The organism is Alistipes sp. CHKCI003 (genome assembly GCF_900021155.1).
In the GTDB taxonomy this organism is placed as follows: domain Bacteria; phylum Bacteroidota; class Bacteroidia; order Bacteroidales; family Rikenellaceae; genus Alistipes; species Alistipes excrementavium.
On sequence record NZ_FCNT01000101.1, the window covers coordinates 1 to 22500 of the forward strand.

General features: G+C 54.4%; 22 protein-coding genes, 1 tRNA gene and 1 pseudogene. 11 read left to right on the forward strand and 13 right to left on the reverse strand.

From position 1 onward, the window contains the following. Nucleotides 1–150 precede the first annotated feature (150 nt). The 13 genes and pseudogenes from darG to BN3659_RS12365 all read right to left on the reverse strand — a co-directional run bounded on the left by darG (nucleotide 151) and on the right by BN3659_RS12365 (nucleotide 12945). Nucleotides 151–1224 (reverse strand): type II toxin-antitoxin system antitoxin DNA ADP-ribosyl glycohydrolase DarG, encoded by a 1074-nt coding sequence (darG, locus tag BN3659_RS12310; protein ID WP_216092808.1) that lies wholly within the window; start codon nucleotides 1222–1224, stop codon nucleotides 151–153. After that, nucleotides 1221–1873 (reverse strand): annotated as a pseudogene (gene darT, locus BN3659_RS13690) (type II toxin-antitoxin system toxin DNA ADP-ribosyl transferase DarT). Before darT ends, darG begins: the two are co-directional and overlap by 4 nt. 249 nt (nucleotides 1874–2122) lie before the next feature. Then, nucleotides 2123–3400 carry a reverse transcriptase/maturase family protein gene (locus BN3659_RS12320; protein ID WP_224757811.1) on the reverse strand — a complete coding sequence of 426 codons (1278 nt, stop codon included), beginning with the start codon at nucleotides 3398–3400 and terminating at the stop codon, nucleotides 2123–2125. 526 nt (nucleotides 3401–3926) lie between these two features. Next, on the reverse strand, nucleotides 3927–4298 hold the full coding sequence (locus tag BN3659_RS12325) for a four helix bundle protein (RefSeq protein WP_091537283.1): 372 nt from the start codon (nucleotides 4296–4298) through the stop codon (nucleotides 3927–3929). Further along, nucleotides 4267–4923, reverse strand: a complete 657-nt coding sequence (locus BN3659_RS12330; RefSeq protein WP_091537285.1) for a hypothetical protein — start codon at nucleotides 4921–4923, stop codon at nucleotides 4267–4269. Before BN3659_RS12330 ends, BN3659_RS12325 begins: the two co-directional genes overlap by 32 nt. A 169-nt stretch (nucleotides 4924–5092) precedes the next feature. Continuing rightward, complete coding sequence (locus tag BN3659_RS12335) at nucleotides 5093–7759, reverse strand: hypothetical protein (RefSeq protein WP_091537286.1); 2667 nt, start codon at nucleotides 7757–7759, stop codon at nucleotides 5093–5095. 135 nt (nucleotides 7760–7894) lie between these two features. Next, nucleotides 7895–8944, reverse strand: coding sequence for a fimbrillin family protein (locus BN3659_RS12340; protein ID WP_091537288.1), 1050 nt, complete (start codon nucleotides 8942–8944; stop codon nucleotides 7895–7897). An 88-nt stretch (nucleotides 8945–9032) separates the two neighbouring features. Beyond that, nucleotides 9033–9998: a DUF5119 domain-containing protein gene (locus BN3659_RS12345; protein ID WP_091537289.1), complete on the reverse strand. Its 966-nt coding sequence runs from the start codon at nucleotides 9996–9998 to the stop codon at nucleotides 9033–9035. Beyond that, nucleotides 9995–11284, reverse strand: a complete 1290-nt coding sequence (locus tag BN3659_RS12350; RefSeq protein ID WP_091537291.1) for a DUF3575 domain-containing protein — start codon at nucleotides 11282–11284, stop codon at nucleotides 9995–9997. Before BN3659_RS12350 ends, BN3659_RS12345 begins: the two co-directional genes overlap by 4 nt. 81 nt (nucleotides 11285–11365) lie before the next feature. After that, a complete protein-coding gene (locus tag BN3659_RS13695; protein ID WP_410488825.1) occupies nucleotides 11366–11692 on the reverse strand; it encodes a helix-turn-helix transcriptional regulator in 327 nt (108 codons plus the stop codon). Nucleotides 11693–11940: 248 nt separating this feature from the next. Further along, nucleotides 11941–12327 (reverse strand): hypothetical protein, encoded by a 387-nt coding sequence (locus tag BN3659_RS12975; protein WP_141682587.1) that lies wholly within the window; start codon nucleotides 12325–12327, stop codon nucleotides 11941–11943. 103 nt (nucleotides 12328–12430) lie between these two features. Then, entirely contained in the window at nucleotides 12431–12646 is a 216-nt protein-coding gene (locus tag BN3659_RS12980) for a hypothetical protein (protein ID WP_141682588.1), read from the reverse strand. Then, entirely contained in the window at nucleotides 12619–12945 is a 327-nt protein-coding gene (locus BN3659_RS12365; RefSeq protein WP_141682589.1) for a hypothetical protein, read from the reverse strand. The genes BN3659_RS12980 and BN3659_RS12365 overlap by 28 nt, the downstream gene beginning before the upstream one ends. 51 nt (nucleotides 12946–12996) lie before the next feature. Between BN3659_RS12365 and BN3659_RS12370 the strand changes: the two genes are divergently transcribed. The 11 genes from BN3659_RS12370 (at nucleotide 12997) to BN3659_RS12420 (ending at nucleotide 22222) form a co-directional block, all read left to right on the forward strand. Further along, the gene (locus tag BN3659_RS12370) at nucleotides 12997–13590 is read left to right on the forward strand and encodes an N-acetylmuramoyl-L-alanine amidase (protein ID WP_091537297.1); all 594 of its coding nucleotides are present in this window, start codon (nucleotides 12997–12999) and stop codon (nucleotides 13588–13590) included. A 9-nt stretch (nucleotides 13591–13599) separates the two neighbouring features. Continuing rightward, on the forward strand, nucleotides 13600–14052 hold the full coding sequence (locus BN3659_RS13380; RefSeq protein WP_216092811.1) for a hypothetical protein: 453 nt from the start codon (nucleotides 13600–13602) through the stop codon (nucleotides 14050–14052). Nucleotides 14053–14058: 6 nt separating this feature from the next. Next, nucleotides 14059–14550, forward strand: a complete 492-nt coding sequence (locus tag BN3659_RS12380) for a hypothetical protein (protein WP_091537299.1) — start codon at nucleotides 14059–14061, stop codon at nucleotides 14548–14550. Between the two features lie 2 nt (nucleotides 14551–14552). Beyond that, on the forward strand, nucleotides 14553–14939 hold the full coding sequence (locus BN3659_RS12385) for a hypothetical protein (RefSeq protein ID WP_091537301.1): 387 nt from the start codon (nucleotides 14553–14555) through the stop codon (nucleotides 14937–14939). Next, the gene (locus BN3659_RS12390; protein WP_141682590.1) at nucleotides 14936–15328 is read left to right on the forward strand and encodes a hypothetical protein; all 393 of its coding nucleotides are present in this window, start codon (nucleotides 14936–14938) and stop codon (nucleotides 15326–15328) included. The genes BN3659_RS12385 and BN3659_RS12390 overlap by 4 nt, the downstream gene beginning before the upstream one ends. A gap of 5 nt (nucleotides 15329–15333) precedes the next feature. Next, the gene (locus tag BN3659_RS12395) at nucleotides 15334–17445 is read left to right on the forward strand and encodes a hyaluronate lyase N-terminal domain-containing protein (protein ID WP_091537304.1); all 2112 of its coding nucleotides are present in this window, start codon (nucleotides 15334–15336) and stop codon (nucleotides 17443–17445) included. 267 nt (nucleotides 17446–17712) lie between these two features. Then, a tRNA-Ser gene (locus tag BN3659_RS12400) sits at nucleotides 17713–17801 on the forward strand. 209 nt (nucleotides 17802–18010) lie between these two features. Continuing rightward, complete coding sequence (gene sufB, locus BN3659_RS12405; RefSeq protein WP_091537305.1) at nucleotides 18011–19456, forward strand: Fe-S cluster assembly protein SufB; 1446 nt, start codon at nucleotides 18011–18013, stop codon at nucleotides 19454–19456. Between the two features lie 585 nt (nucleotides 19457–20041). Continuing rightward, nucleotides 20042–20620, forward strand: coding sequence for a flavodoxin family protein (locus tag BN3659_RS12410; RefSeq protein WP_366142839.1), 579 nt, complete (start codon nucleotides 20042–20044; stop codon nucleotides 20618–20620). Between the two features lie 18 nt (nucleotides 20621–20638). Next, nucleotides 20639–21394 carry a Fe-S cluster assembly ATPase SufC gene (gene sufC / locus BN3659_RS12415; RefSeq protein WP_091537307.1) on the forward strand — a complete coding sequence of 252 codons (756 nt, stop codon included), beginning with the start codon at nucleotides 20639–20641 and terminating at the stop codon, nucleotides 21392–21394. Nucleotides 21395–21397: 3 nt separating this feature from the next. Further along, nucleotides 21398–22222 (forward strand): SufD family Fe-S cluster assembly protein, encoded by an 825-nt coding sequence (locus BN3659_RS12420; RefSeq protein ID WP_091537308.1) that lies wholly within the window; start codon nucleotides 21398–21400, stop codon nucleotides 22220–22222. The last annotated feature ends 278 nt before the right edge of the window (nucleotides 22223–22500 follow it).

Genomic DNA, 22500 nt, shown 5'->3' on the forward strand with positions numbered 1-22500 from the left:
TAGAAAATCGTCTCTTATTCTGCAAAATATTTGCACCTTATTTGTTATTAAAACTATCCATTTTATGGATTTGGGCACTAAAAAAAATTTTAAGGGGCCATCTAAACTTGTTAGACAGCCCCTTTACTTAAACGTCGTCGATTTGCTATTTTACTTTACAATCCTAAATAGACTATCTCTTCCTTTGGAAAAATCTTCTAAATAAGAATAAGCTATTTGAATATACTTTTCTTTGAACAAATGTTTTTTACGAGGGGACCAATTTTGAATCTGTGTAATGGTTTGAGCTAAGTCAATACAAGTATTTTCTTTCCGAACGTATGCAACAGATGCGAGAATTTCCAGAGACAGAGCTGATTGAAATCCAGAGATCAGTTTTATCAATAATTTCAAACGATCAATCTGTTCCGACTTCAGTCTTGTTTTCACATATTCGCTGACTTCTTTTATCGTGCTATATTGCAACTCCAAAGAATCGAAAGCTCCGATCTTCATCTGTTCGAGACCTTTGATATATTTCCCGTTAATGTCGTGCAAAATATATCCGACCTGAGTACAATAGGGGCCATAATGTCCTGCAACGAATTTCAGTTTGCCAAATGAAGGTTCACCCAGCAATTGCATAAAGTACGCTAATTTATTTGCAACGAACAAACTGCTGTTTTCACCTAACGATTCATAGTAAAACAGAGAGTACAGCAACATGGCTCTCGCCGGAGTTAATTTTGCCTCCCGACGATTCGTTTCCTGCTTCAACAATTCGCTGACGGCTTCGTTCGGCTGGTAGATATGAATATCCACATTCAATTCCCCAAGATACTTTTCCATCAACTCTTTCACTTTGCTCCAATCCAATCCACCGTTACCGCATCCGAGAGGAGGAATAGCAATACTTCTTATCCGATATTGGTCAATAATCTGCACCAAATCTTTCAATCCTTCTTCAATATATTCATATTTGGAGCGATGCTTCCAGTCCTTTTTAGTCGGGAAATTAATTATCCATTTAGAATCGGTCGAAAGATTACTGTCTCGTGTTACCAACAATTTGCCTGGGGAAATGCTTCCTTCTTTACACGCTTGTTGATATACTTGAAAATTATAAGGATACCTATCCTTAAATTGCAAGGCGATTCCTTTACCCATAACACCAACGGTATTAACGGTATTGACCAGAGCTTCGTCGGAAGCTGCCAACAAATTACCTGTCACATAATGTATCATGGATAAAAATAGTTATTTTTACTATCAACGTATATCGGTATCTCAATGGCCAAACGAGATAAAATCGTTTTTACATATGCCTCACGGTCTGCCGTCTTAACAATAATTCCGGCAACACACGAAACCGGTACACAGTCTTTCACCAAAAATTCTGCCTGTTTTCTCCGCATCCGATCCATATTGGCCTCATCATTCCCCCAAAATTGCGTGCTGACGATTTCCCAATCCACATGAATCAAATCCTTGATGTCATTATAAAATTCAGTAAGTTTATTCTTTGCATGTCCATCGGTAAAGCACCATACAGGACATTGCGCAACAATATCCTTAATACGACAAACGATATAGACCAATTCGTCTTGTGGTTTTTTTTAATACCCCGATACCCCGTTTTAATATTTAATAACATCGGAGAATGACCTCCGAAATAAAACGGAATGTAATCTCCTAAATCCCCGCCCGGAGGGTTAATCCGAACATGAAAATTTTGTCGCTGTTCGATTAACTGAATGTCCCCGATATTGACATATTCAGGATCTTTCATACGACTATTCTTAGTGTATAATCCATGTTTTAGAATGAATTCCAAATTGGAATAGTGGATCATTCTAAAAATGAATTTTGAAGTATAGTCTGTTTGAATATCCATATCTTTATGTTACAAATGTAAGAAAATTTTAATTTACAAAAAATTTCTATCGAGAAGAATAACGTATCTATCTATTAGTATTCAAATAGTGATAGTATTATATTATTTTAAGACTCACTTATTTGATCTCGTCGTACTGCACAAGAGAAAGTCCGGCAGATATCGCCGGACTTTAATAAGGAAAACCCGGAGAGAGCCGACTTGCATCGATGCGCCTCCGCAAAGCCGGTCTGCACCGAGTTTCCTGTTTCATTGCTTCGGAATCGGGGCGTATTCCGAAAACAACGTTTCCTGACAATAGCCAATGTTCCCACCGAGACCGTCTCTGCGCATCGCCGCAGAAGCATCCGTCGCGGCTTTATAGCGTTCTTTTATCTTCGCCTTCCGATAATCCCGCGTGAAACGGAAATACTTTCTCAACGGCGACGACGCGAACTGAGCTTCCAGAATCCTGTACGCCTTGAAATGCCCCAGATGACCGCAATAAGAATTGATTACGGATAGCATCTGTGCAAGGCGTTCGGACGTCGGAACGCCTTCGAGACATTCCCGCTCCAAATTTTTCATGGCCGTATGGAACAACCCCACCGTCCTTGCCGTAGGATAACGACGGTACGGTTGTACCAATGCTCCGAGGAACGACGCCCCTTTCGTATAGTGTTGCAATACGATCTTATCGGGATGCAAGGTCAGGTGCAATTTCGACGACAGGTAGTCGCGCAGACAGGGAATCAGACCGCGCAGGTAATTGCGGCTCGGATGGACGATATAGAAATCGTCCACGTAACGTCCGTAATGGCGGCATTTCAATGTACGCTTCACATACTCGTCCAGCCTGTCGAGATAAATATTGCTGAAAAGCTGCGACGTAAGATCGCCGATCGGCAGTCCTACGCCCGGAGGCGATTTCAGCAGGCTTTTGGACGGAGGCAATCCGTTCCACTCCGAGGGCGAGCCGACGATGCGGCAGTTTTCGACCGGATTACGGAACAGAATCGCACGAATCAGGAAATCCGCCAAATCGCGGTCGAAATTTACAACACTCTTTTTCCGCTCGATCGTCCGTCCGATGATCGCATAAAGCAAACCTTTGTCGATGCTCATAAAATACCCCTTCAAATCGAGTTTCAGCACATAGGCTGACCGCGTATAGTTGTGCGTACAACTGCGCATGTGGTGCTCGAAACGTTCTATGCCTTTCAACGTTCCCTTTCCTTTACGACAGGAATAGCTGTCGTAAATCATCTGACGCTCGAACAGCGGGGCCAGATAATTGAACAGCAAATGATGCACGATCCTATCGCGGAAAGGCGAAGCGAAAATCTCTCGTTTGACGGGACGATCCGTAATGAAGCAGATGCCCGGCGACGGCCGATACGCCCGGTCCCTGATCTGCTCGTACAACACGATGAGATTATGTTCCAAATCCATCTCGAAAGCGAGCTGGCTCTCGGTATTGCGTTTGTGTTTTCTCGCATCGTAATAGGCCCGGAAAAGATCGGTCAGTAAATCGGAACCGATTCCCATAACTACAAGGTTCTTTCAAGCAGCGGTAAATTCTTGGACGGGACGCACGGGGAAGCCGTTGGCTCGGTTGTTGTTGTTCAACGGGTTGACGTTCGTCGAGTTGAAGTTCAAGTTACGGCCGTTGTTCGTCGAGTTCGGCACGGCCGACCAATAATAGCCGTTGCTGCCGACGTTGTTCAGCGACCCTGACGAGTTGTTGCGATAGCCCGAAGCAGGAAAGAAAGTAACCGCTTGCTAAATGGGGCGGAGGATTCCCTCGAAGGGGCAAACTCCGCCGCAGATTGGTTTTTCATTACCGACGACAACGCAACGCGACCGTCGCAAGGTCCGCTGCGAGATTTTTTCCGCCGCCGGTGGGTTACTGAATTTACAAGACACGCTTCCGAAAGCCTTGACTTTACGGAACTCTGGCCCTGAATCTGCCTTGAAAGGGGTGTTTTCGATATTCGGCTGCGAACCGAATCGCGCCCGACACCCTTTGGGAAAGAACCTTTCATACGAACCGCGCCTTTCGTATCAGGAGTTTTCACCCCCCCCCTGAATCGGGATTACTATGCCCCTTGACGTATTTCTGCCAAGATGCGAGCTGTTTCGATACAGCCTCGACTTGTTCGACCAGATGCGCATACAGCTTGGTGCTGATATGGTGTAGGTCATGCAGAAGGCGCAGCCGTATTTTCACCCCTACGAGCCGCTCGCGCATGTCGATGATGAGCGGCAGCTTTTCGGTCGTGGAATTTGCCTTGTAGATCAGTACGAGAATCTCTGTCAATTCGTTTTTAAGCGTTTCTACCAGCGTGAATTTCACGTCGCGCGGAACGTTCCCCATATCCCTGAAAACGCTCTGCAAAAGGTCGTAGGCGGCCTTATATACCGGAAGGTTGTCGTATTGAGCCACTCCCGTCTGCGGTGATGAGCATTTTTTTCAAGTCGGAGATAAAGAACATGCACTCCATAGGCGTCGAGGAGGCAAGATCGAACCCGCGCACACGCTCGGCCACGACACATGCCGTCGAGAGCGTGAAATCGGGTTGCGCCTGCGCTGCCGCAGCCGGAAGTCCGATAAGAGTTTTTTGTTCCTGCATGGCAGGAACACCGTCACATGTGACGGCCGCTCCGGCACTTTCCGGAGCAGTCGCACACATGCACGGGGAAGAAACGGCGGAATCATCTCCCGCCTTACTTTTCGAGCGCGGAAGCGCAAGCGGCACGGATGCTTTCCATGTTTCAAATTCCGCGACGACGACAGGCCGGCACGAAGCCAGCACCAGACGGTCGGGCTCCGTTTCGAGACGGGTCAGTCCGTCGAGCACCCGCTCTTCCGTACTCGACGGAAAGCCGATGGAGATCAACTCTCCGCCGTCGAGCGTTTTGAGCGAACGTTTGGTCGGTTTGAAAGGCCGTATCTGCGTACAGACGGCAAAGGCCGACCGTTCGTAGGCTTTCCAGAAAAGCCCCTCGCGGTAGAGGATGATGCGGTCGGTATTCTCCGCTTCGGCTCGTATGAAATCTTTGCTCGTCATGGCTCAAATAGTACCTTTTCGTGCCTTGTGTTATCGCTTTACGGCACCGGGAACTTAGCCCGGAAAATCGAAAAATTTTTTCGACCGGCTCCGCCGGTAAACACCCTGCGGCTGCAAGCCGCAGGGAATAAATCCAATAAATCGAATCAATCGAACGGGCGCTTCGCGCCTATTCTTGGACGGGACGCACGGGGAAGCCGTTGGCTCGGTTGAGGTAGTTCAACGGGTGGACGCTCGCCGAGCTGAAGCTCAAGTTACGGCCGTAGTCCGCCGAGTACGGCACGGCCGACCAATAATAGCCGTAGCTGCCGACGTAGTACAGCGACCCTGACGAGTAGTTGCGATAGCCCGAAGCAGGAAAGAATACCGTATTTTCTGTACAGTTGAAATCCCAACCTTTCTCGGCGGCGTTCCATGTACCGTTAATCTGCGAAGCGGTCGAAGTATTGCTGCCGGTGGTAGTGAAAGCCCTGAATGCATTGTTGAGCGGGACCTTGTAACCTACCGGACAAGGGTCGTAAACGGTTTTGGTAGAAGTCGCCAAATCCGATGACGTCGAAGTATTATCGGCAGCCCACAGATTATAATATGTTCGATCCATATAATAATTGGAACAAAACGTTCCGGGATTCAGAATACCGTCGGTAATAGCCGTGTTATCCGTATCCCAAGAAGCAGTGGACAAAGTCGTCGAAGAAATCCCCGCAGCATCATACCATGTCTTATTCGTATTGCCTGTTCCGGTCGAAGGGAGCATGGGGTCTTTGCGCCCCCACTGATAAAACGGGTTATTTCCCAAGACGGAGACGGTGTATGCCTCCTGACGGACCGTGATGATCTGCTGCTCTCCGGTTTCATCCTGCGTGAAGCGCACCTTGACGCTGCGGGCGGCGTAGGTCGTAGTCTGACCGTCGCACCAACCGAGATTATAAGGTAACATCGTATGAGTACCGGAATAAGAGACGGTTTTCAAATCATCGCCCAACTTATAATCCGTGACCCAGATATGCCAGCTCCACAAGACCTGATCGGAATTGTCGTACACGGCGACGACGGCATTGCCCTGCGCGATGGTCTCCTGATTGACCGTGAACTTCAGACTTCGATTATTGTCCGACAGCTCGACGCCGGAGACCAACCCCTTCGCGTCCTGCCATACCAACTTGGCGTAAGCAGGCTGGCAATCCTCATTGTCATAGATATACGGATTAATGTCTTTCCCCTTATGATTGAGAAAAGTTTTCAATACGTTCGAGCCGCTGGCCTTTGAGGTATAAGCATTCTTATTGTAGTAGGGCGATGTCGGATTTTTCTCCTTGTCGATTGCGTTGCCATAGACGAGCGGCAGAGAATAGATGCCGGGCGCGTTGATGACGTAACAGTTCGCCGTCCGCTCGACCTCGGCTGCCCCGGTGGCGTTGGAGAGGTTGTACGGGGTATGTCCGCTGCTGGTATTGATATCGGGAGCGTTTTTCAACGTTTCGGTATGCGAATTGTCCGTAACGCCGTCCTGCCCCCAAGCCGAAGCCGGGTAAGATTTATTCGATGTGCTACCGTTGCTGTCTTTAATCGTGAAAGTTTTGAGCCAATCGGGCTTGTCCTTTGTCCATGTCTGCCCGTCGTCAATCGAGAACTCGGCCTCCCAACCGACAGGGACGGTCTTCGTAGCGTCGCCTGTACGGGAAACGGTGACGTAGCTGGCAACGGTATAAGTATCGTCCCCGCCCTCGTAGGTGAAAGAGGGAGGCGTGACGTTGAGAACGGGAGTGATGTCGATACTCGTAGTGGAAATCTTATAGATGACGGTTCTGCCCATCGGCCATTGGTTGCCTGCAATGGAAGCGGTCAGCGTTCGCTGGGTCGAGGTCAGGTCGTCCGTATAGACGATCTCGATTTGCGCCCTCTCGGGCAAGGTCTGGGGCAGCATCATGAACGTAGCGACGTTGGAGGTAATTTCCTGCCCGGCCGAACCGTTCACCTCGACACCGATTTTCTGAGAAAAATCCTTGGCGGCATCGTGCTCCGTCCAATTCGTGCTCCCCATCGAAAGAACGGCCTTGCCGTACACGCCTTTGAGCGTGATCTTCGTAATTTTTCCGGCCAGCACCTCATCGCCCGTGGTTAATTTGACAGCGGTGAGCGCATGACCGAAAACCAGCGGAGCAGCGCTGTTGTCGTCCCCGTTCAGGTCGTCGGTGACGGCGACGCACAAATCCTTCTGGTCGGAAACGGCAGAGGGAACGGAGTACGTGATTTCGGGAGTACCGACAGCAGCCTTATCCGAGAGCGCAATGCCCGCTCCGTTGTAGGGCGCGTAGGCGAAGAAGCGGAGCTTGCGCCCGTCATTCGGCCAATGGTACGAAGTGGTCCAAGTGGACGATTCCGAGACCTCGACATTATACATGAACTCCGGCGTGCAAGAGCTTTCGTTCCAAGAACCGTCGAAAATCGAGGCCAGAACGCCGAACGACTCGTAGAACTTCTCGTCGGTGACGGGTGCGGCACGGGTTTCGGATTCCGGCCGCACGAAACGTGTGCCGTCGATGCCCTCGCAAACGGAGGCGTGCAGGAACAGCGTGTCGGCGGGAGTATCGCCCTGTAAAGTCAGAACGCCCGACGACTGCGGAGCGGAGTCCTGCGCGGCATCTGCGACAGCGCGGCTCTGCGGCACGCGATGCCACCCGTCCTGCTCGGAAACCTCGAAGCGGATCGTCCGCCCCGAAGGCACCGTGTCGGCTATCGGGTCCTCCGAACACCCGGACATCGACAAGACCGCAGACAAGAGGGGCAAAGGCCAAAAACGCTGCGGGAACAAAAACATTCTTCTCTTTCGCATATTGTGTACGTTTTAAGATTTCGAGCGATGGCCGTGCCATCCGTGCGGGCCTGTCCCGACCCGCCTTAGTGACCGGAAAGGGACATTCAACCCCTTCCGGCCTGTAAAAAGGCCGTGCGACCGACCTGCATGAAATTACATTTCGACATCATCCGGTTGCGGATCGGCAGGCTCCCAGCCTTTTACGGTCACGTCGAAGATAATGGGCTCACCGAAAATCTCGTCACCGCCATGCTCTTCGTCCGGATCTACGTTGCCGGCACCCTTCGAGAAGTCGAGCGTATAGATGTATTTCGTATTCTCCGCCCATGTCGTGTTGATGCCGACAGCAGCCCAACCGTAAGCATCCGCAGTTTCAGGGTAAACCTGCGCACCGTCCTTGGTCTTGATATTCACCAATACTGAGAGGAAAGAGTTCCCGTTAGTATTGGTCGGATCGGTCGAAGGATCCCATTTTGAAAGTGTCTGCGGGATCAGCATGGCGTTGTCGGCTACTTCACTGATTTTCGTCATGATGGTCTGAGCGTTGTCGTCCAAAGTAATCGCGGTATTATACTCGACCTTATAGTCCGTCTTTTCATTACCTTGCTGCCAAGAACTGTTGCTGAAATCGAACGTGCCGCTCGAAGCGACCGAACCGATCTTGACGCCTTTCACCAAATAGATATAAGCGTTGTTCGTATTCTTGGCCTTTACCTCGATCTGCGAAAGTCGATGCTTAAATTCCAGCGGAACACCGGCCCCTTCGTTGTCGGATTTATTACCGTTCGCATTGGCCGTGATGAAGTCGATCTGATCGGCGATCGTAGTGGAGGGAGTAACGGTAACGGATTTCGTCGTGTTGTCGATCGTCACGCCCGAAAGCGTCGAAGGAGCATAAGCGTAGAACGAAAGAGAACCCGTAGCGGGCCAATAATAAACCGGATCGGAAGTGAAAGAACCCGTCGTACCGCTTACCGACTGTTTCGTGAAAACCGCATCGGTGAAATAGGGAGTTCCGGTATCGGTGAGAGCGGTCACCTTGAACGATTCGAGGTTGTTGATCGTAGTCTCCTGAGCGCGGGTACCCATTGCGGAACGGAACGCGATCCCGTCGCCCGTGTTGAGTGAAGACGTTTCGTCCTTCGAGCACGAAACCATCGCCAAAGCTGCCCCGGCAGCGAAAACGAATAATACTTTTCTCATAACTGATAACTTGAATTAAAAAAAAAGAGTTAATAAATAATTGATTATCATGGATTTCCCCCCCCCAATGCCGGGGTGAGCGGGGCCATCACATTTCGATACCGATATTTACATCCTTCCACTCGTCCACCGAGGGTTGGAAACCGCCGCCGTTGACGATAGGCTCAGGCAGCGGAAGGCCGCTCAGCCTCAAAGTGACCTCATACGCATCGGGATCTTCGTGCAGTTGCGAGGTGACTTCGTCCGCGTCGAACGTGTAGGCGTATTTGTTGCCGTCGGACAGGACCGCATAGACGATCAGCGTATGTCGGCTTTGCGTATCGGGACAATGGCCGAAAGCGAGGAACTCCCCTTCAACAGAGGTCTTATCGGCGCTGACCCGCAATTCGAACGGATGCGTGACCTGCTCGGCAGAAAGTGCCGCCGAACAGGGCAGGATGCCGCCTGACATACTCGACAAGGTAGCGCTCAACCCCGAAACGTATTTCAGATTCTCGGCGTCGGTGATCTCGACCCGATATGTGCGGACCGATACGACGGGATGGAGCGTGAGCTCCGGTTCCGGCTCCGATTCCGTGAGCGTAATATCCTCTTCGGAGCCGCTCCACAGCCTGTCGGCCGTCAGGGCGATGCGCTCGCCCTCCGTGCCCTCAGCGCGGGGGGCATTGTCCGAGCGGACACCCAGACCGGTGACGCTCGAAGCGAGCAGGTCCGTCGTTCGGGTCGAAACCTCGAATGTCCCGTGCCGCTCCGTATTCCGATAGACGACACCTTCCGTGTCGGAGTTCAGGCAGAGAGCATCGTAGGAGCCGACGGGCACGCGGATCGTGCCGCCGCTACGATCGGTGAACTCGTAACGCAGCGCCTCGCCCTCCCCCTTCGGAAAGAGGTACAGAGACATGGAGGCGGGCGTGGCGTCGGGCGCCTCCGACCAATCGAAGACCACGTTCAACGAAACGACATGGGAGTGGTCGTAGCATAGTTCTTTATGTTGGCATGCCGCCAGCGCCAGCGCGGCTGCACAGTGCAGCAGGTATTTCATCGTCTTTTTCATCGTGCACCTCCTTTTCCTTTATTGGTGTTCCCTCGGCCGATCAGCCAGACGAGCGAGATTTCCACTTTCGTGGGGCCGAACCAGTGTCGCTGCCGGGTCGCCTGCCACACGTAGTGGCCGTCGATGGGCTCGTATTCCTTGTATTCGCCGCCGAGGTAGCCGATGCCGATGCCGAAGTCGATGTTCAGCCGCTTGGCCACGGGAAGCGAATAGCCGTACTCGATGCCCGCGCCGTAGCTGAGTTTGCTCTGGTAGCCCGTGCCGCCCAGCTCGAAGTCGTAGGTCAGCATCTGGCCGTACACGCCGAGGTGGTGGCCCGTGAGGGGCTTCTGCTTCGCACGTCGGCCGAAATACTTGCGGACGTCCAGCTCCCCGCCGTAGGTGCGCCAGTAGTCGTGGCGTTTGTCGCTTTTCCACCATGCGTACATCCAGTTGCCGCCGATCGACCATCCCCGGCCGAGGTAGAACTCCGCGCCGAGGTTCGGCACGAGGGCGGCATCGTAGAGCATGTTCGTTTTCAGCGACATGTAGAACGGCTTGCGTGCCGGCGTTTCCGGCTCGACGGGAATCTCGGCGGGAGCGGGAGCGGGTTCCGGTTCTACGACCGGTTCGGGTTCAGGGGCAGGTTCGGGCTGAGGCGCCGGTTCCGGCTTCGGAGCGGGGGCGGGGCGCTCGATCTCGCAGATCAGGCGCACGGCGGTACTGCGCAGTTGGGGAAAGAAATGCTCCTCCATATACCACCACGCACGGCCGCCGCGAAGCATACCCAACTGCCTGTTGCGGCTGTCCACGACTTTACCGTCCCGAATGACCCATACGGGAGTGTTGCGCAGAATATCGAGCGCTTCGTCCCGATAGGGCATGTCCGAAGCTGCGACAAGCCGCTCCAGTCCGGCCCAGTCGATACCCAAAGCCTGAATGTCGAGGGTGGCTCCTTCGAGCGAAATATGCTCTTCAAGCCAAGCGACGAGGTTCTTCGCACGCTTTTCCGACAAGCGCTCGTTCAACTCGGTGACACCTTCCGGCGAGGCCGTACCCACGATCCGGAGGGTTTTCATACGGCACGAGGCGTCCCGCTGCAAGGCCCGGAGGCTCTCCGCGAAAGCGGTCAGACGCTTTGCGTTGTCCCGAAAATCGGGCTCCAGAATCGAATACCCCTGACGGAAATAGACCTGAACGTTCAGGGTATCGGTCTGCACCTGCATCTGCATCCGTTCCTGCCCGTAACCGATACGGCAGCACCCGAGCAGCAACAGAAACAATAATATAAATCTATTTATTCGCATACCTTGTAAAATTGGTTTTCTATATTTTCCGGAATCAGTCTTCGAGCGAAATGCCGACAGAAATCCGCTCATTTCGTATTTTTAACCGCTTGCTGCTTTTGCCTCCGACGAAAAGAGCCGAATTTCCCCCCCCCTCGAAAATTCGGAAGATACGGCCCGATTGCCTTTCGTGGAAGTCGGTTTCGATCCCCGCCTCAACTCCGAAGGCGTCATGCCGAAATATTGTTTGCAGAATATCGTGAAATAGGAGGAAGTGGCGAACCCATAGCTTGCGGCGATTTCCGCAACGCTTTTATCGGTATTCCGAATATCGCGCAGGATACGTTCGGCACGACGTTCGTTGAGCCACTCGCGTACCGGCCGCTTGAATTCCGCTTTGAATTTTCGCTGAAAATTGCGTATGCTCATGTTGGCCAACGACGCAAAACCGCCCACGTCATTGACATGCAGATAATTTTGAAGTACGAAATCCTTGAAATTATCGCTGTTGCCGATAACGGATTTCAATAGTGTATAAAGTTCTTCCGGGCTATGATAACCCCGCAGGAGAATACATAGCTCCTCCTGTTTGAGCCGGTGGAAATGGAGACAATTAAGCCCTTCGCCGAGATTGTGGCAAAGTTCCGAATAGAAAGAAATAAGTTCCTTACAAACAGCTAATTGCGGAAATTTTCGGGGGGGGGAGAATGCTTACTGCTACGCTGACGCACATGGTGTTGCAGATCGGCCAAATCGTATTTGTTGCAAAGAGGCAACTGCCCGGCGAAAAAGCTGGCGATGAAATGACATGAGCCGATAGTTTGTCCGGTGAAGCCGATATTCTTCGGGAGAAATACCAGCATGCCGGATTCGACGGTGCGCGGCGTGAAATTCCCCAATGCGATCCGCAGGCGGCCTTCCGCAAGATAAAGAAGCACACTACGGCTTTCGTTCATACCCGAAATATCCGTGCCGTCAGACAAACGATACTGTCGAAACAGCGCGCTTTCATCCGTCGCATAATATACGCAGCCCGTGTGATCTTCTTTATTGTGCAGAGGCATAAATGTATATCTTAGTTTTCGGTGGCAAAATTACGATATTATACACGATCCGAATTTCTGAAATACGACAAAAAATATTCACAACACGACAAATTGCGCGTTTTTAATATTTAGCCATAGGGACAAACCGCACAGACGTTCCCGTAGATACGACAGATAAATCCGAGCAGGACGTATTCGTTCGCAGTTCGACCGGCAGTTCCATGAGTTGCGATACTTTCAGTGCGATCGCGCGGCTCATATAAATATCGTCGTGCTTCCCTTCGACGGCTCCATAGCTGCCGTCGGGTTTCAACTCGTACCACTCGATTTCATCCAACGCCCGCACTTGTCGCGTTCGATATAGAGGATTTCGCGCAGGCGTTTGGTCATCTGAGTTACAAGATCGGTCTTGCCGGCAGCGTTCGTGCGGAACCCGTAACGCTTCGGTCGTCCCTCGCGGATCTGCACGGGGTCTGTCCGCAAGAACAGATTATCGTAGTGTTCTTTTATCGTGTCGAGAATCGTCAGCGTATGGTCGTCCTCCTGCCCTTTGGGGTCGAGGCTGTTTGCTTCGACGGCCAGCAGCGTATGACAGAACCACTCGGCGATCTGCACCGAACTATTGCTCCAATACAACGAGGTGAAAAATAACGCCAGCCGGCAACAACCTAAAAATAACGATACGAAATGAAAATCTTGATCGACAACGGGCACGGCCGCGCCACGGCCGGAAAACGCTCTCCCGTATGGCCCGACGGGAAACAACTCTTCGAATACGAATTTAACAGGGCCATCGCCCGACGAGTGCATGAGGCGCTGACCGCACGCGGGGCCGACTGCGTGCCGGTCGTTCCCGAAATCGACGATATTCCGCTGGCGGAACGCACCCGCCGTGTGAACGAGATCGCCGCACAGGCCGGCCCGGAAAATTGCCTGCTCGTTTCGATTCATGCCAACGCCGGAGGCGGCACGGGATGGGAGGCATGGACATCCGTCGGAGAAACGGAAGCGGACAGCTACGCAACGATCTTTTACGAAGAGGCCGCCCGTGCATTTCCCGAACAGAGGATGCGTATGGACACGATGGACGGCGACCCGGACAAAGAGGCGCATTTTTATCTGCTCCGACATACGACCTGCCCGGCCATTATCACCGAGAATTTCTTTATGGACACGGAGGCCGATTGCCGGCTGATTCTCTCGGAGGAGGGCCGCAAACGTGTAGCCGATATGCACGTTTCGGTGCTGCTTCGCTGTATCGAATATCACCGAAACAAATAACCTGCCGCTATGAAAATCTACTACGATTCCAAACTCGCAAAGAGCCTGTTGTTCGGCTCGTTCAAAACCTGCATGTTCTTCGGCGTCGTGCTGACCGAGTGCACCGCATTGTCTGAAAAAGTGAAGCGGCATGAGGGGATTCATGTGCGGCAATATTGGGAATGTCTCGCCGCCGGCGTCGTATTGTGGTTTCTCCTCCATGTAGGAGCCGCGTTGCTGGGCGGCCATGTGTCCGCATGGTGGCTGTTGTTCGTGCCGACGACCTTCTACCTATTGTATGGGGTCGAATGGCTGATTTCTTACGTCTATCACATCCTCCGAGGCGATGCACGCGACCGATGGAACGACGCAGCCTACCACGCTTCCGCCTTTGAGATGGAGGCATACGCGCACGAAGCCGAGGCCGATTACCTGTCCTCGCGCCGGCGGTTCGCGTTCGTCAAATATTACGGAAAACTCTGATGGAACATGATACGCGCCTTACTCATAGCCTCTGTTCTGTCGCTCTGCATGGCAGGTTGTTCACCCAGCAGGGTATTGGTGCAAAGCCGCCAGACCGATAGCGTGCGGATAGACGAGAAAATCCGGATTCGGACGCAAATAAAATATGTTCCGGTCATCGTACATATTCCCGATCAGCAAACGAGCGTAATAGCCGAGCCGTCCGACACATCGCACCTCGAAACGCAATATGCCGCCTCCGATGCCTTCATACGTCCCGACGGGAAATTATATCACGACTTACGGAATAAGCCGCAAGAGAAGTCCGCAATCGTCCCCGTCGAAATTACGGATACAACGGCGACGAGTACGATCGTCCGGCAGGAACAAGAGCGGATCGAGGTACCCGTACCGATGCCTCTCACATGGTGGCAGCGGTTCTGGAATATGTCGGGAAAAATCGCATGGGGACTGCTGGCCGGAGCGATTATCGGAATCATCGTGCGACGAAGATTATAGTTATGGAGAGTTGCCGTACCCATACGATCATTGCAGGAACGAGCTTCGCTCTGCTGATTACCGCGTTGAGGGACGACGTGGAATTACCGGAGGAATTGCCCGACACGATTCCCTCCGCGTGGCTCGACGACCTCGACCGTTACCGCATCGTGCTGTTGTTATCGACGTCCAAACACGGCCCGAAGGCGATTGCCGGAACCGCAGCGGAATACGAACTGAAAATCGAGCGACGCGACAGCGCTCGCTACTTCGTAAATATTCCGGCCTCGGCGACCGAGGAAATGGAGGAAGGCGAAATCGTCCTTACCGTCGAATTGCGGGATACGCAGACCGATACGGTCATGAAAGCCGAACGGCGCACGGTTCCGCTTGTCAAAGCAAGACTATGAAACTACTCTGCATATTGCAACAAGGCGATTTGTCCGTAACCGACGGCTCGGCACTTTCTCACCGACTTTATTTCGACTTCGCAAACCGCATAGGCATCGACGGGAAAGACGGCGAAGATGGAACGGACGGAACGGACGGATTGACGCCGGAAATCGGCAAGGATGGAAATTGGTGGATCGGAGACCGAAATACCGGAGTACCGGCCGTCGCATTCCGCAGTTACGCATCGCTGGCCGCCTTCCCGAAACAGGGGAATAACGACACGCTTTATCTGGATGAAACAACGAACCGGTTTTATCGCTGGGACGCGCCGGCACAAAACTATCGCACGGTCGGCCCCGACTACGACGACATCAAAATAATCGACGGCGGAAACGCACAATTCTAAACCACATGGCCACGATAACGGTAAAAAGCAAAATCATCGTCCGCAACGATACCGAGGCGAATTGGGTCTCGGCGAATCCCGTGCTGCTGAAAGGCGAAGCCGGATATTGCACGGACAAACTCTACCTCAAATTCGGCGACGGTTCGACGAAATGGAACGACCTCCCCAAATTCGGCGGACAGTCCGTTATCATTCAGAGTACGGCGCCTTCGGATGGAAGCCGGCATACCTACGAAGAGGGGACATTTTGGATCGACCTTTCTGCGTCCTCTCCCGAAATCTACATATTGATCCAACGGGAGAGCGACAACCGCGAGTGGCTCCAGCTCATCACGGCCGAGGCACTCGCAGCAAAGGGGGCGATGCTGGCAAAGGATTTTGCAAAGGAGAGCGAAGCCGGCGCCAAGACCGGATATGTCGATAAGGCACTCTCGGCCGACAAGCTCAAAACGGCCCGAACTGTTACATTGACAGGAGCCATCACGGGAAACACGACCTTCGACGGTAGTAAAAACGTATCTATCGAAACATCGTTGAAACCGCTCGAAGAACAGGACATCCCTGAGCTGTCCTTATCTAAAATCAAAGACGCAGGAACGGCGGCCGCGTGCAATACGGGCACCGAAGCCGGACAAATACCCGTAATCGGGGAGGATGGAATGCTCGACGAGGCACTGATCCCTCGGCAAACACTTACGACCGACAATGTGAACGAGGGCAAAAAGAATCTTTATTACACGAACGAGCGAGTGAGTGGCCGCTTACTTACAGGACGATGCAAACACTTTTGTAATGGATGGAGGAAATGCATGATGAATGAACAGATAACCATACACACTCGATTTCAACACAGGCGGGCGACAGCGGCTCGCTGGGCAGAAGTCAATCCCATATTGCGGGAAGGAGAACTCGGCGTGGAACTCGATACACGGCGTATGAAATTCGGCGACGGCGTAACGAGGTGGAACAGTCTGGAATATTGCTCGAAAGAGATTCTCCCGGCATCGGCCGCCGAGCTGGGCGGGATAAAAGCCGAGGGGAAAAACGACGGATATAGCGTCGAAGTACGCATAGACCCCCAAACGCATAAACTGTATGTACCGGCCTATCCCGAAATTCCGGAACTGCCGCAACTCGGAGCCGTAGCGACCAGCAACGACTATAACGACCTCGATAACAAACCGAGTATTCCGGCCCCATATTCGCTGCCCGCAGCAACGGAAACCGCACTCGGAGGCATAAAGGCCGCAAGTAAAACCGTGGAATATACCGTTGAGGTAAAGAAAGACCCGACTACGCACAAGCTCTATGTACCGGCATCGACGGCATCGGTCGAATCGCCCGATAACGGAATATTGCCCGGACTGATCGTGAAAATAAGTTACAGACAACAGGATAAAAGCACGCATTTCCCGAACGAGACAGCAGCGATAATGAATGGCGACATTTATTTCCGTCCGCTGTGCAGTCCCGAATATTTCAATCGAATCTTGCCCGATTTATATATCGGGCTGGCAAGGTGCAATTCCCGCGCGTACAACAGAATCACGCAAAAACCTACAAAAAAACAAATAGGTTGGCATATCGTAGGGAACCCGCCCTATACACTCGGTTCGCAAGAACGGTATCCGCAAAAAAGTGTTTTCACCGGAGAGTTCAACAATTATCCCTGCTGGACATGGAATGATGCCGCACCGGTAGCTGTCGCCGATCTGATCGAAAAATACAACGGAGAATGGATTAAATTTCCGTATGATCTGGAAACGATCGCCCGACGTTTTATTTATATGTATCAAATACAATATCAGACGCCGAGAATATATACGGTTCTTCCGATCGAGACGTTGCAAGGGACGCAGGTTAAAGACGGATTTCTCAAAATAAGTACGATTCGTCGCAGAGTATCGTTGGATGGTGCGCGAACTTCGGCAAGCGGTTTTTACGCCTCGGTAAACCTCGGATTGTGTTTTTGTCGTTCAGAGACCGAGCCGCCGCACTTGCAGCGAACCTTATTAGGCCCTATTATGCCTCAACGAGTGATAATCGTGCGAAAGTTCGGCCTTAACAGGATTTATTATTTAATGAAAAACCCCGAACGTAGAAATCGCATAAGATAGGTCTCCAAGAGGGAGCGCAAATGGCACCGGTCAGAAATGGATGGTGAGCCCGCAAGGGCCCCATCTGTCGCTGGTTGGAACTGGAACGCCGAAAGGTAGTTCTGGCACTGGTTAGAACTGTTTGCTACACCCTCTTGGTTTTTATTTATTTTTGAGCTCACTCCGATTCTACACATCTAAAAAAATTCTTGCCCGCAATATTTGGTATTTTGGCATTTTTACCTTACTTTTGTTCCCGCTTCCCGAATATGGGGTATAAGCAGGCCCGGAGAGGTGGGTGAGTGGCTGAAACCACCGGTTTGCTAAACCGACGTACGGGGTAACCCGTACCACGAGTTCGAATCTCGTCCTCTCCGCTTCGTTTCGGGAGACGTTTTCCGGATCGTTCGGGACTTGAGCCCGCAGGTATTTTCGACCTGCGGGCTTTTTTGTTTCGACAGCCCCCTTGTGTCTGCGGGCGGGTTCTCGTTTCGTACTTATGCCGCTTGCGCCGTGGAACCATTCTTGTTGTCAGGGTTGGTAAATCGGAATTGATTTACTATCTTTGCATGTTATTTCCGCACATATGGCAGAGAACGAAAAAGATCTATTGGAAAACCTCGGGGAGCAGGAGTACAAATACGGCTTCACGACGGACATCGAGACCGAGACGATCGCCAAGGGGCTGAACGAAGAGGTCGTGCGGCTGATCTCCGAGAAGAAGGGCGAACCCGGGTGGATGACCGAGCAGCGACTCCGGGCCTACCGCCACTGGCTGACGCTCGAACCGCCCGCATGGGCCCATCTGACCATTCCCGAAATCGACTTTCAGGACATCATATACTACGCCGCGCCCAAGCAGTCGCCCAAGCTGAAGTCGATGGACGAGGTCGATCCCGAGCTCAAGCGCACGTTCGACAAACTGGGCATTCCTCTGGAAGAGCAGATGGCCCTTGCGGGCGTTGCGGTGGACGCCGTGATGGATTCCGTGTCGGTCAAGACAACTTTCAAGGAGACGCTCGCCGGCATGGGCATCGTCTTCTGTTCGATCTCCGAGGCGCTGCGCGACTATCCCGAGCTGGTGCGGAGATACCTCGGGAGCGTCGTGCCCTATACCGATAATTTCTATGCGGCGCTCAACGCCGCCGTCTTCTCCGACGGATCGTTCTGCTACATCCCCAAAGGGGTGCGCTGTCCGATGGAGCTTTCGACCTATTTCCGCATCAATGCGGCCGGCACGGGACAGTTCGAGCGCACGCTGATCGTGGCCGACGAGGGGGCCTATGTGAGCTACCTCGAAGGGTGCACCGCCCCGCGCCGGGACGAAAACCAGCTGCACGCCGCCGTGGTGGAGATCGTCGTCGAGCGCGACGCCGAGGTGAAGTATTCGACCGTGCAGAACTGGTACCCCGGCGACAAGGAGGGGCGGGGCGGCATCTACAATTTCGTTACCAAGCGCGGCCTCTGCCGCGAGAACGCCCGCCTGTCGTGGACGCAGGTCGAGACCGGCTCGGCGATTACGTGGAAATACCCGAGCTGCGTGCTCGCGGGCGACAACTCGGTCGGCGAGTTCTACTCGGTGGCCATGACCAATCATTTTCAGCAGGCCGATACGGGTACGAAGATGATCCACATCGGCCGCAACACCCGCAGCCGGATCGTCTCGAAAGGCATTTCGGCCGGGCGGAGCCAGAACGCCTACCGCGGACTGGTGCGCATCGCCCGGGGTGCGGAGAACGCCCGCAATTATTCGCAGTGCGACTCGCTGCTCATCGGCGACAAGTGCGGTGCGCATACCTTCCCCGAGATCGACAGCTACAATCCGACGGGAGTGGTCGAACACGAAGCCACGACGTCGAAGATTTCGGAGGAGCAGCTCTTCTACTGCAACCAGCGGGGTCTCTCGACCGAGGACGCCGTGGGGCTCATCGTGAACGGCTATGCCCGCGAGGTGCTGGCCAAACTGCCGATGGAGTTCGCGGTGGAGGCCCAGAAGTTGCTGGCCCTGAGTCTCGAAGGGTCGGTCGGTTAAGGTGCGGCGGCGGACTGCCGACATTGCGGAGGCGATGCCGGCGGTCGGACGGCGCGAAGATGAACCGAGAAGCGAACAGGGCGGAGGTTTACCCTTGCGGCGGGAAGGGAGGATTCCGCGGAGTGCGGACGGAACGGGGACGGGCGTTGATAAACGGGGGCGGTTTATTTCGGATCCGGGCAGCCGCCCGTTCGGCCCGCCCGGCACACGGAGGCGCGGTTTTCGCCTTGCGAACGGTTTGCCGGTGCGGCGCCGGTCTGCTTTTCTCCGCGCGGCGAGCGGGCCGAAAGCTCTGTTCGTTGTCGGGGGGGGCGGTGCCGGAAGACCCAAAAGAAAAGAGGGTGTTTCGAGTGCCTTCGGGTTGCGGAAGGCGGTGAGCCGCAGTCGGAGGTGTCTCCTGCAAAGAGGGCGCTTCTCCGCTGTCCGAGGTCGCACGGCCTGCACGGTCCCGAGGAGCCGCGACCCGGAATAGGGCGCGATGCGGAACGATTGTGCGTGTTGTATGAAGACGAGAGAAGGTCTGCCGAAGCGGGCGGATGGAAGAGGTGAGCAGCCGCCGGAATTTCCGGCACATACTGAAAATATATGACTGACACGAGAGTAGGGAACCGGAGGATGAAAACGGTCGTTCTGAATGGAAGTCCCCGCCGCGGCGGAGTCGTTTCGCAGATGCTCGCCCATGTGTGCGAAGCGTTGCCCGAGGGGTGCGACATCGAGTGGTTCGGGGTCGGCGAGTTGAATGTGCGGCCCTGTACGGGGTGCATGAAGTGCCGCTCCACGGGGCGTTGCGCACTGCCGCAGGACGATGCGCATCGCGTGGCGGAGGCCATTCGCGGAGCCGATCTGCTCATCGTCGGGTCGCCCTGCTACTGGGGCAATATGAGCGGACAGCTGAAGTTGCTCTTCGATCGGGTGGTCTACGCGATGATGGGGGGAGCGCCCCAACGGCATGCCCCTTCCGCTGCACAAGGGCAAGCGGGCGGTGCTGCTCGCGGCCTGCAATACGGTCTGGCCTTTCAGCGTTTGGTGCGGTCAGTCGAGCGGCGTGTTCCGTGCGCTGGGCGAGGTGTTGCGCTGGAGCGGCTTTCGGATAGTCGGCAGGTTCGCCAAGAGCGGGTGCCGCAGGCAGGGTGTGCTGACGGCCCGCGAAATTCGGAAATGTAAGAAATTGGGAAAAAAGATATGTTAAGCGTTAAGAATTTACATGCGTCCGTCGACGGCAAGGAGATCCTCAAGGGGATCGACCTCGAAGTGAAGGCCGGCGAGGTGCACGCCATCATGGGCCCCAACGGTTCGGGCAAGAGTACGCTGGCCTCGGTGCTCGCGGGCAACGAAAGATTCGCCGTTACGGCCGGTTCGGCCACCTTCCTCGGCCGCGATCTGCTCGCGATGTCCGTCGAGGACCGGGCGCGGCTCGGGCTTTTCCTCGGCTTCCAGTATCCGGTGGAGATTCCGGGCGTCTCGATGGCCAACTTCATGAAACTGGCCGTGAACGAGCAGCGCAAGTTCCGCGGCGAGGAGCCGCTTTCGGCCTCGGACTTCCTGCGCCTCATGCGCGAGAAGAGCGCCGTGGTCGAACTCGATTCGAAGCTCACGGCGCGTGCCGTGAACGAGGGTTTCTCGGGTGGCGAGAAGAAGAAGAACGAGATTTTCCAGATGGCGATGCTCGATCCGAAGCTGGCGATTCTGGACGAGACCGATTCGGGTCTCGACATCGACGCGCTGCGCATCGTCGCCACGGGCGTTACGAAGCTCCGTACGCCGCAGAATGCCACGGTGGTCATCACCCATTACCAGCGTTTGCTGGACTACATCGTCCCCGACCGCGTGCACGTGCTCTACAAAGGGCGCATCATCCACTCGGGCGACCGGACGCTGGCGCTCCGTCTCGAAAAGGAGGGCTACGACTGGCTCATCAACGATTACAGGGAGGAGTAGACGATGGAGGTGCAGGAGATCATCCGCGGCGGCGGTTTCGCCTCGTTCGACGGGCAGGTGCTCCGTATCGACGGCACCTGCGTGAGGCCCTATGCCGTAACGGATACGCGCAAACTCTCGGTCGAGGTGGCCGAGGGTGCCGAGGGGCGGCTCGTGCTGCTGCACGCCGCGCCTGTCGAGGCCGAGATCCGTCTCGCGCTGGCCGAGGGGGCGCGGCTCTCCGTTACGGAGATTTTCACGGCCGAAGCCTTCGTTTCGCTGTCGGTCGCCGAGGCCGCGCATAGCAGCTGCTCGCTGACAATGGTTCAGCTTGCGAGCGCCGACCTCTCCTTCAGCGCCGCACTCGACGGCCGCGAGGCCGGGTGCGACCTCCGCGGCGTCTTTCTGGCTTCCGGCAAGGAGCATTGCCGGGTCTTCGTGCGGATCGGACACAATGTGCCCGACTGCCGCAGCGATTCGCTCGTGAAAGGCATCGCGGGCGGCGAGGCGAAGGGCGAGTTCCGCGGACTGGTCTATGTGGCGCCCGACGCTCAGCGCACCGACGCCCGGCAGCAGAGCCGCAACATCCAGCTCAGCCGCACGGCGCGCATCACGACCCGTCCGCAGCTCGAAATCTATGCCGACGACGTGAAGTGTACGCACGGAGCGACGGTGGGGCAGATGGATGCCGACGCCATTTTCTACATGCGGCAGCGGGGATTGAGCGAAGCGCAGGCGCGGGCGCTCCAGATCGAGGGCTTCGTAGGCGACATCGTGCGCCGCTGCGACATCGAGCCGCTGCGCGAGGCGCTGACGGAGGCCGTGGCGGCGAAGCTGGAGCGCATGTAGCTGCCGGGCGAAGGCATGTCGGCGGCGTTTCCGGGTGCGGGGCCGCGGCGCCGGAGCGTGTGCGGCGAAGCCGGAGCGCAGAGGCGGGCGTCCGCGGCGGATGCCGGAAATGGAATCGGAGCTGAATAACCCTCGGGTACAGTCGGTTCGTGGAGCGGGGGAGCCGGACACGAGCGCGGAACCTGCTCCTTACGGCGAATGTCTGTGCGCCACCTGATCGGGTGCAGTCGGGAGGAGGCGAAACCGGACCGAGGAGTTGTGCGTATTGCAGGAAATGG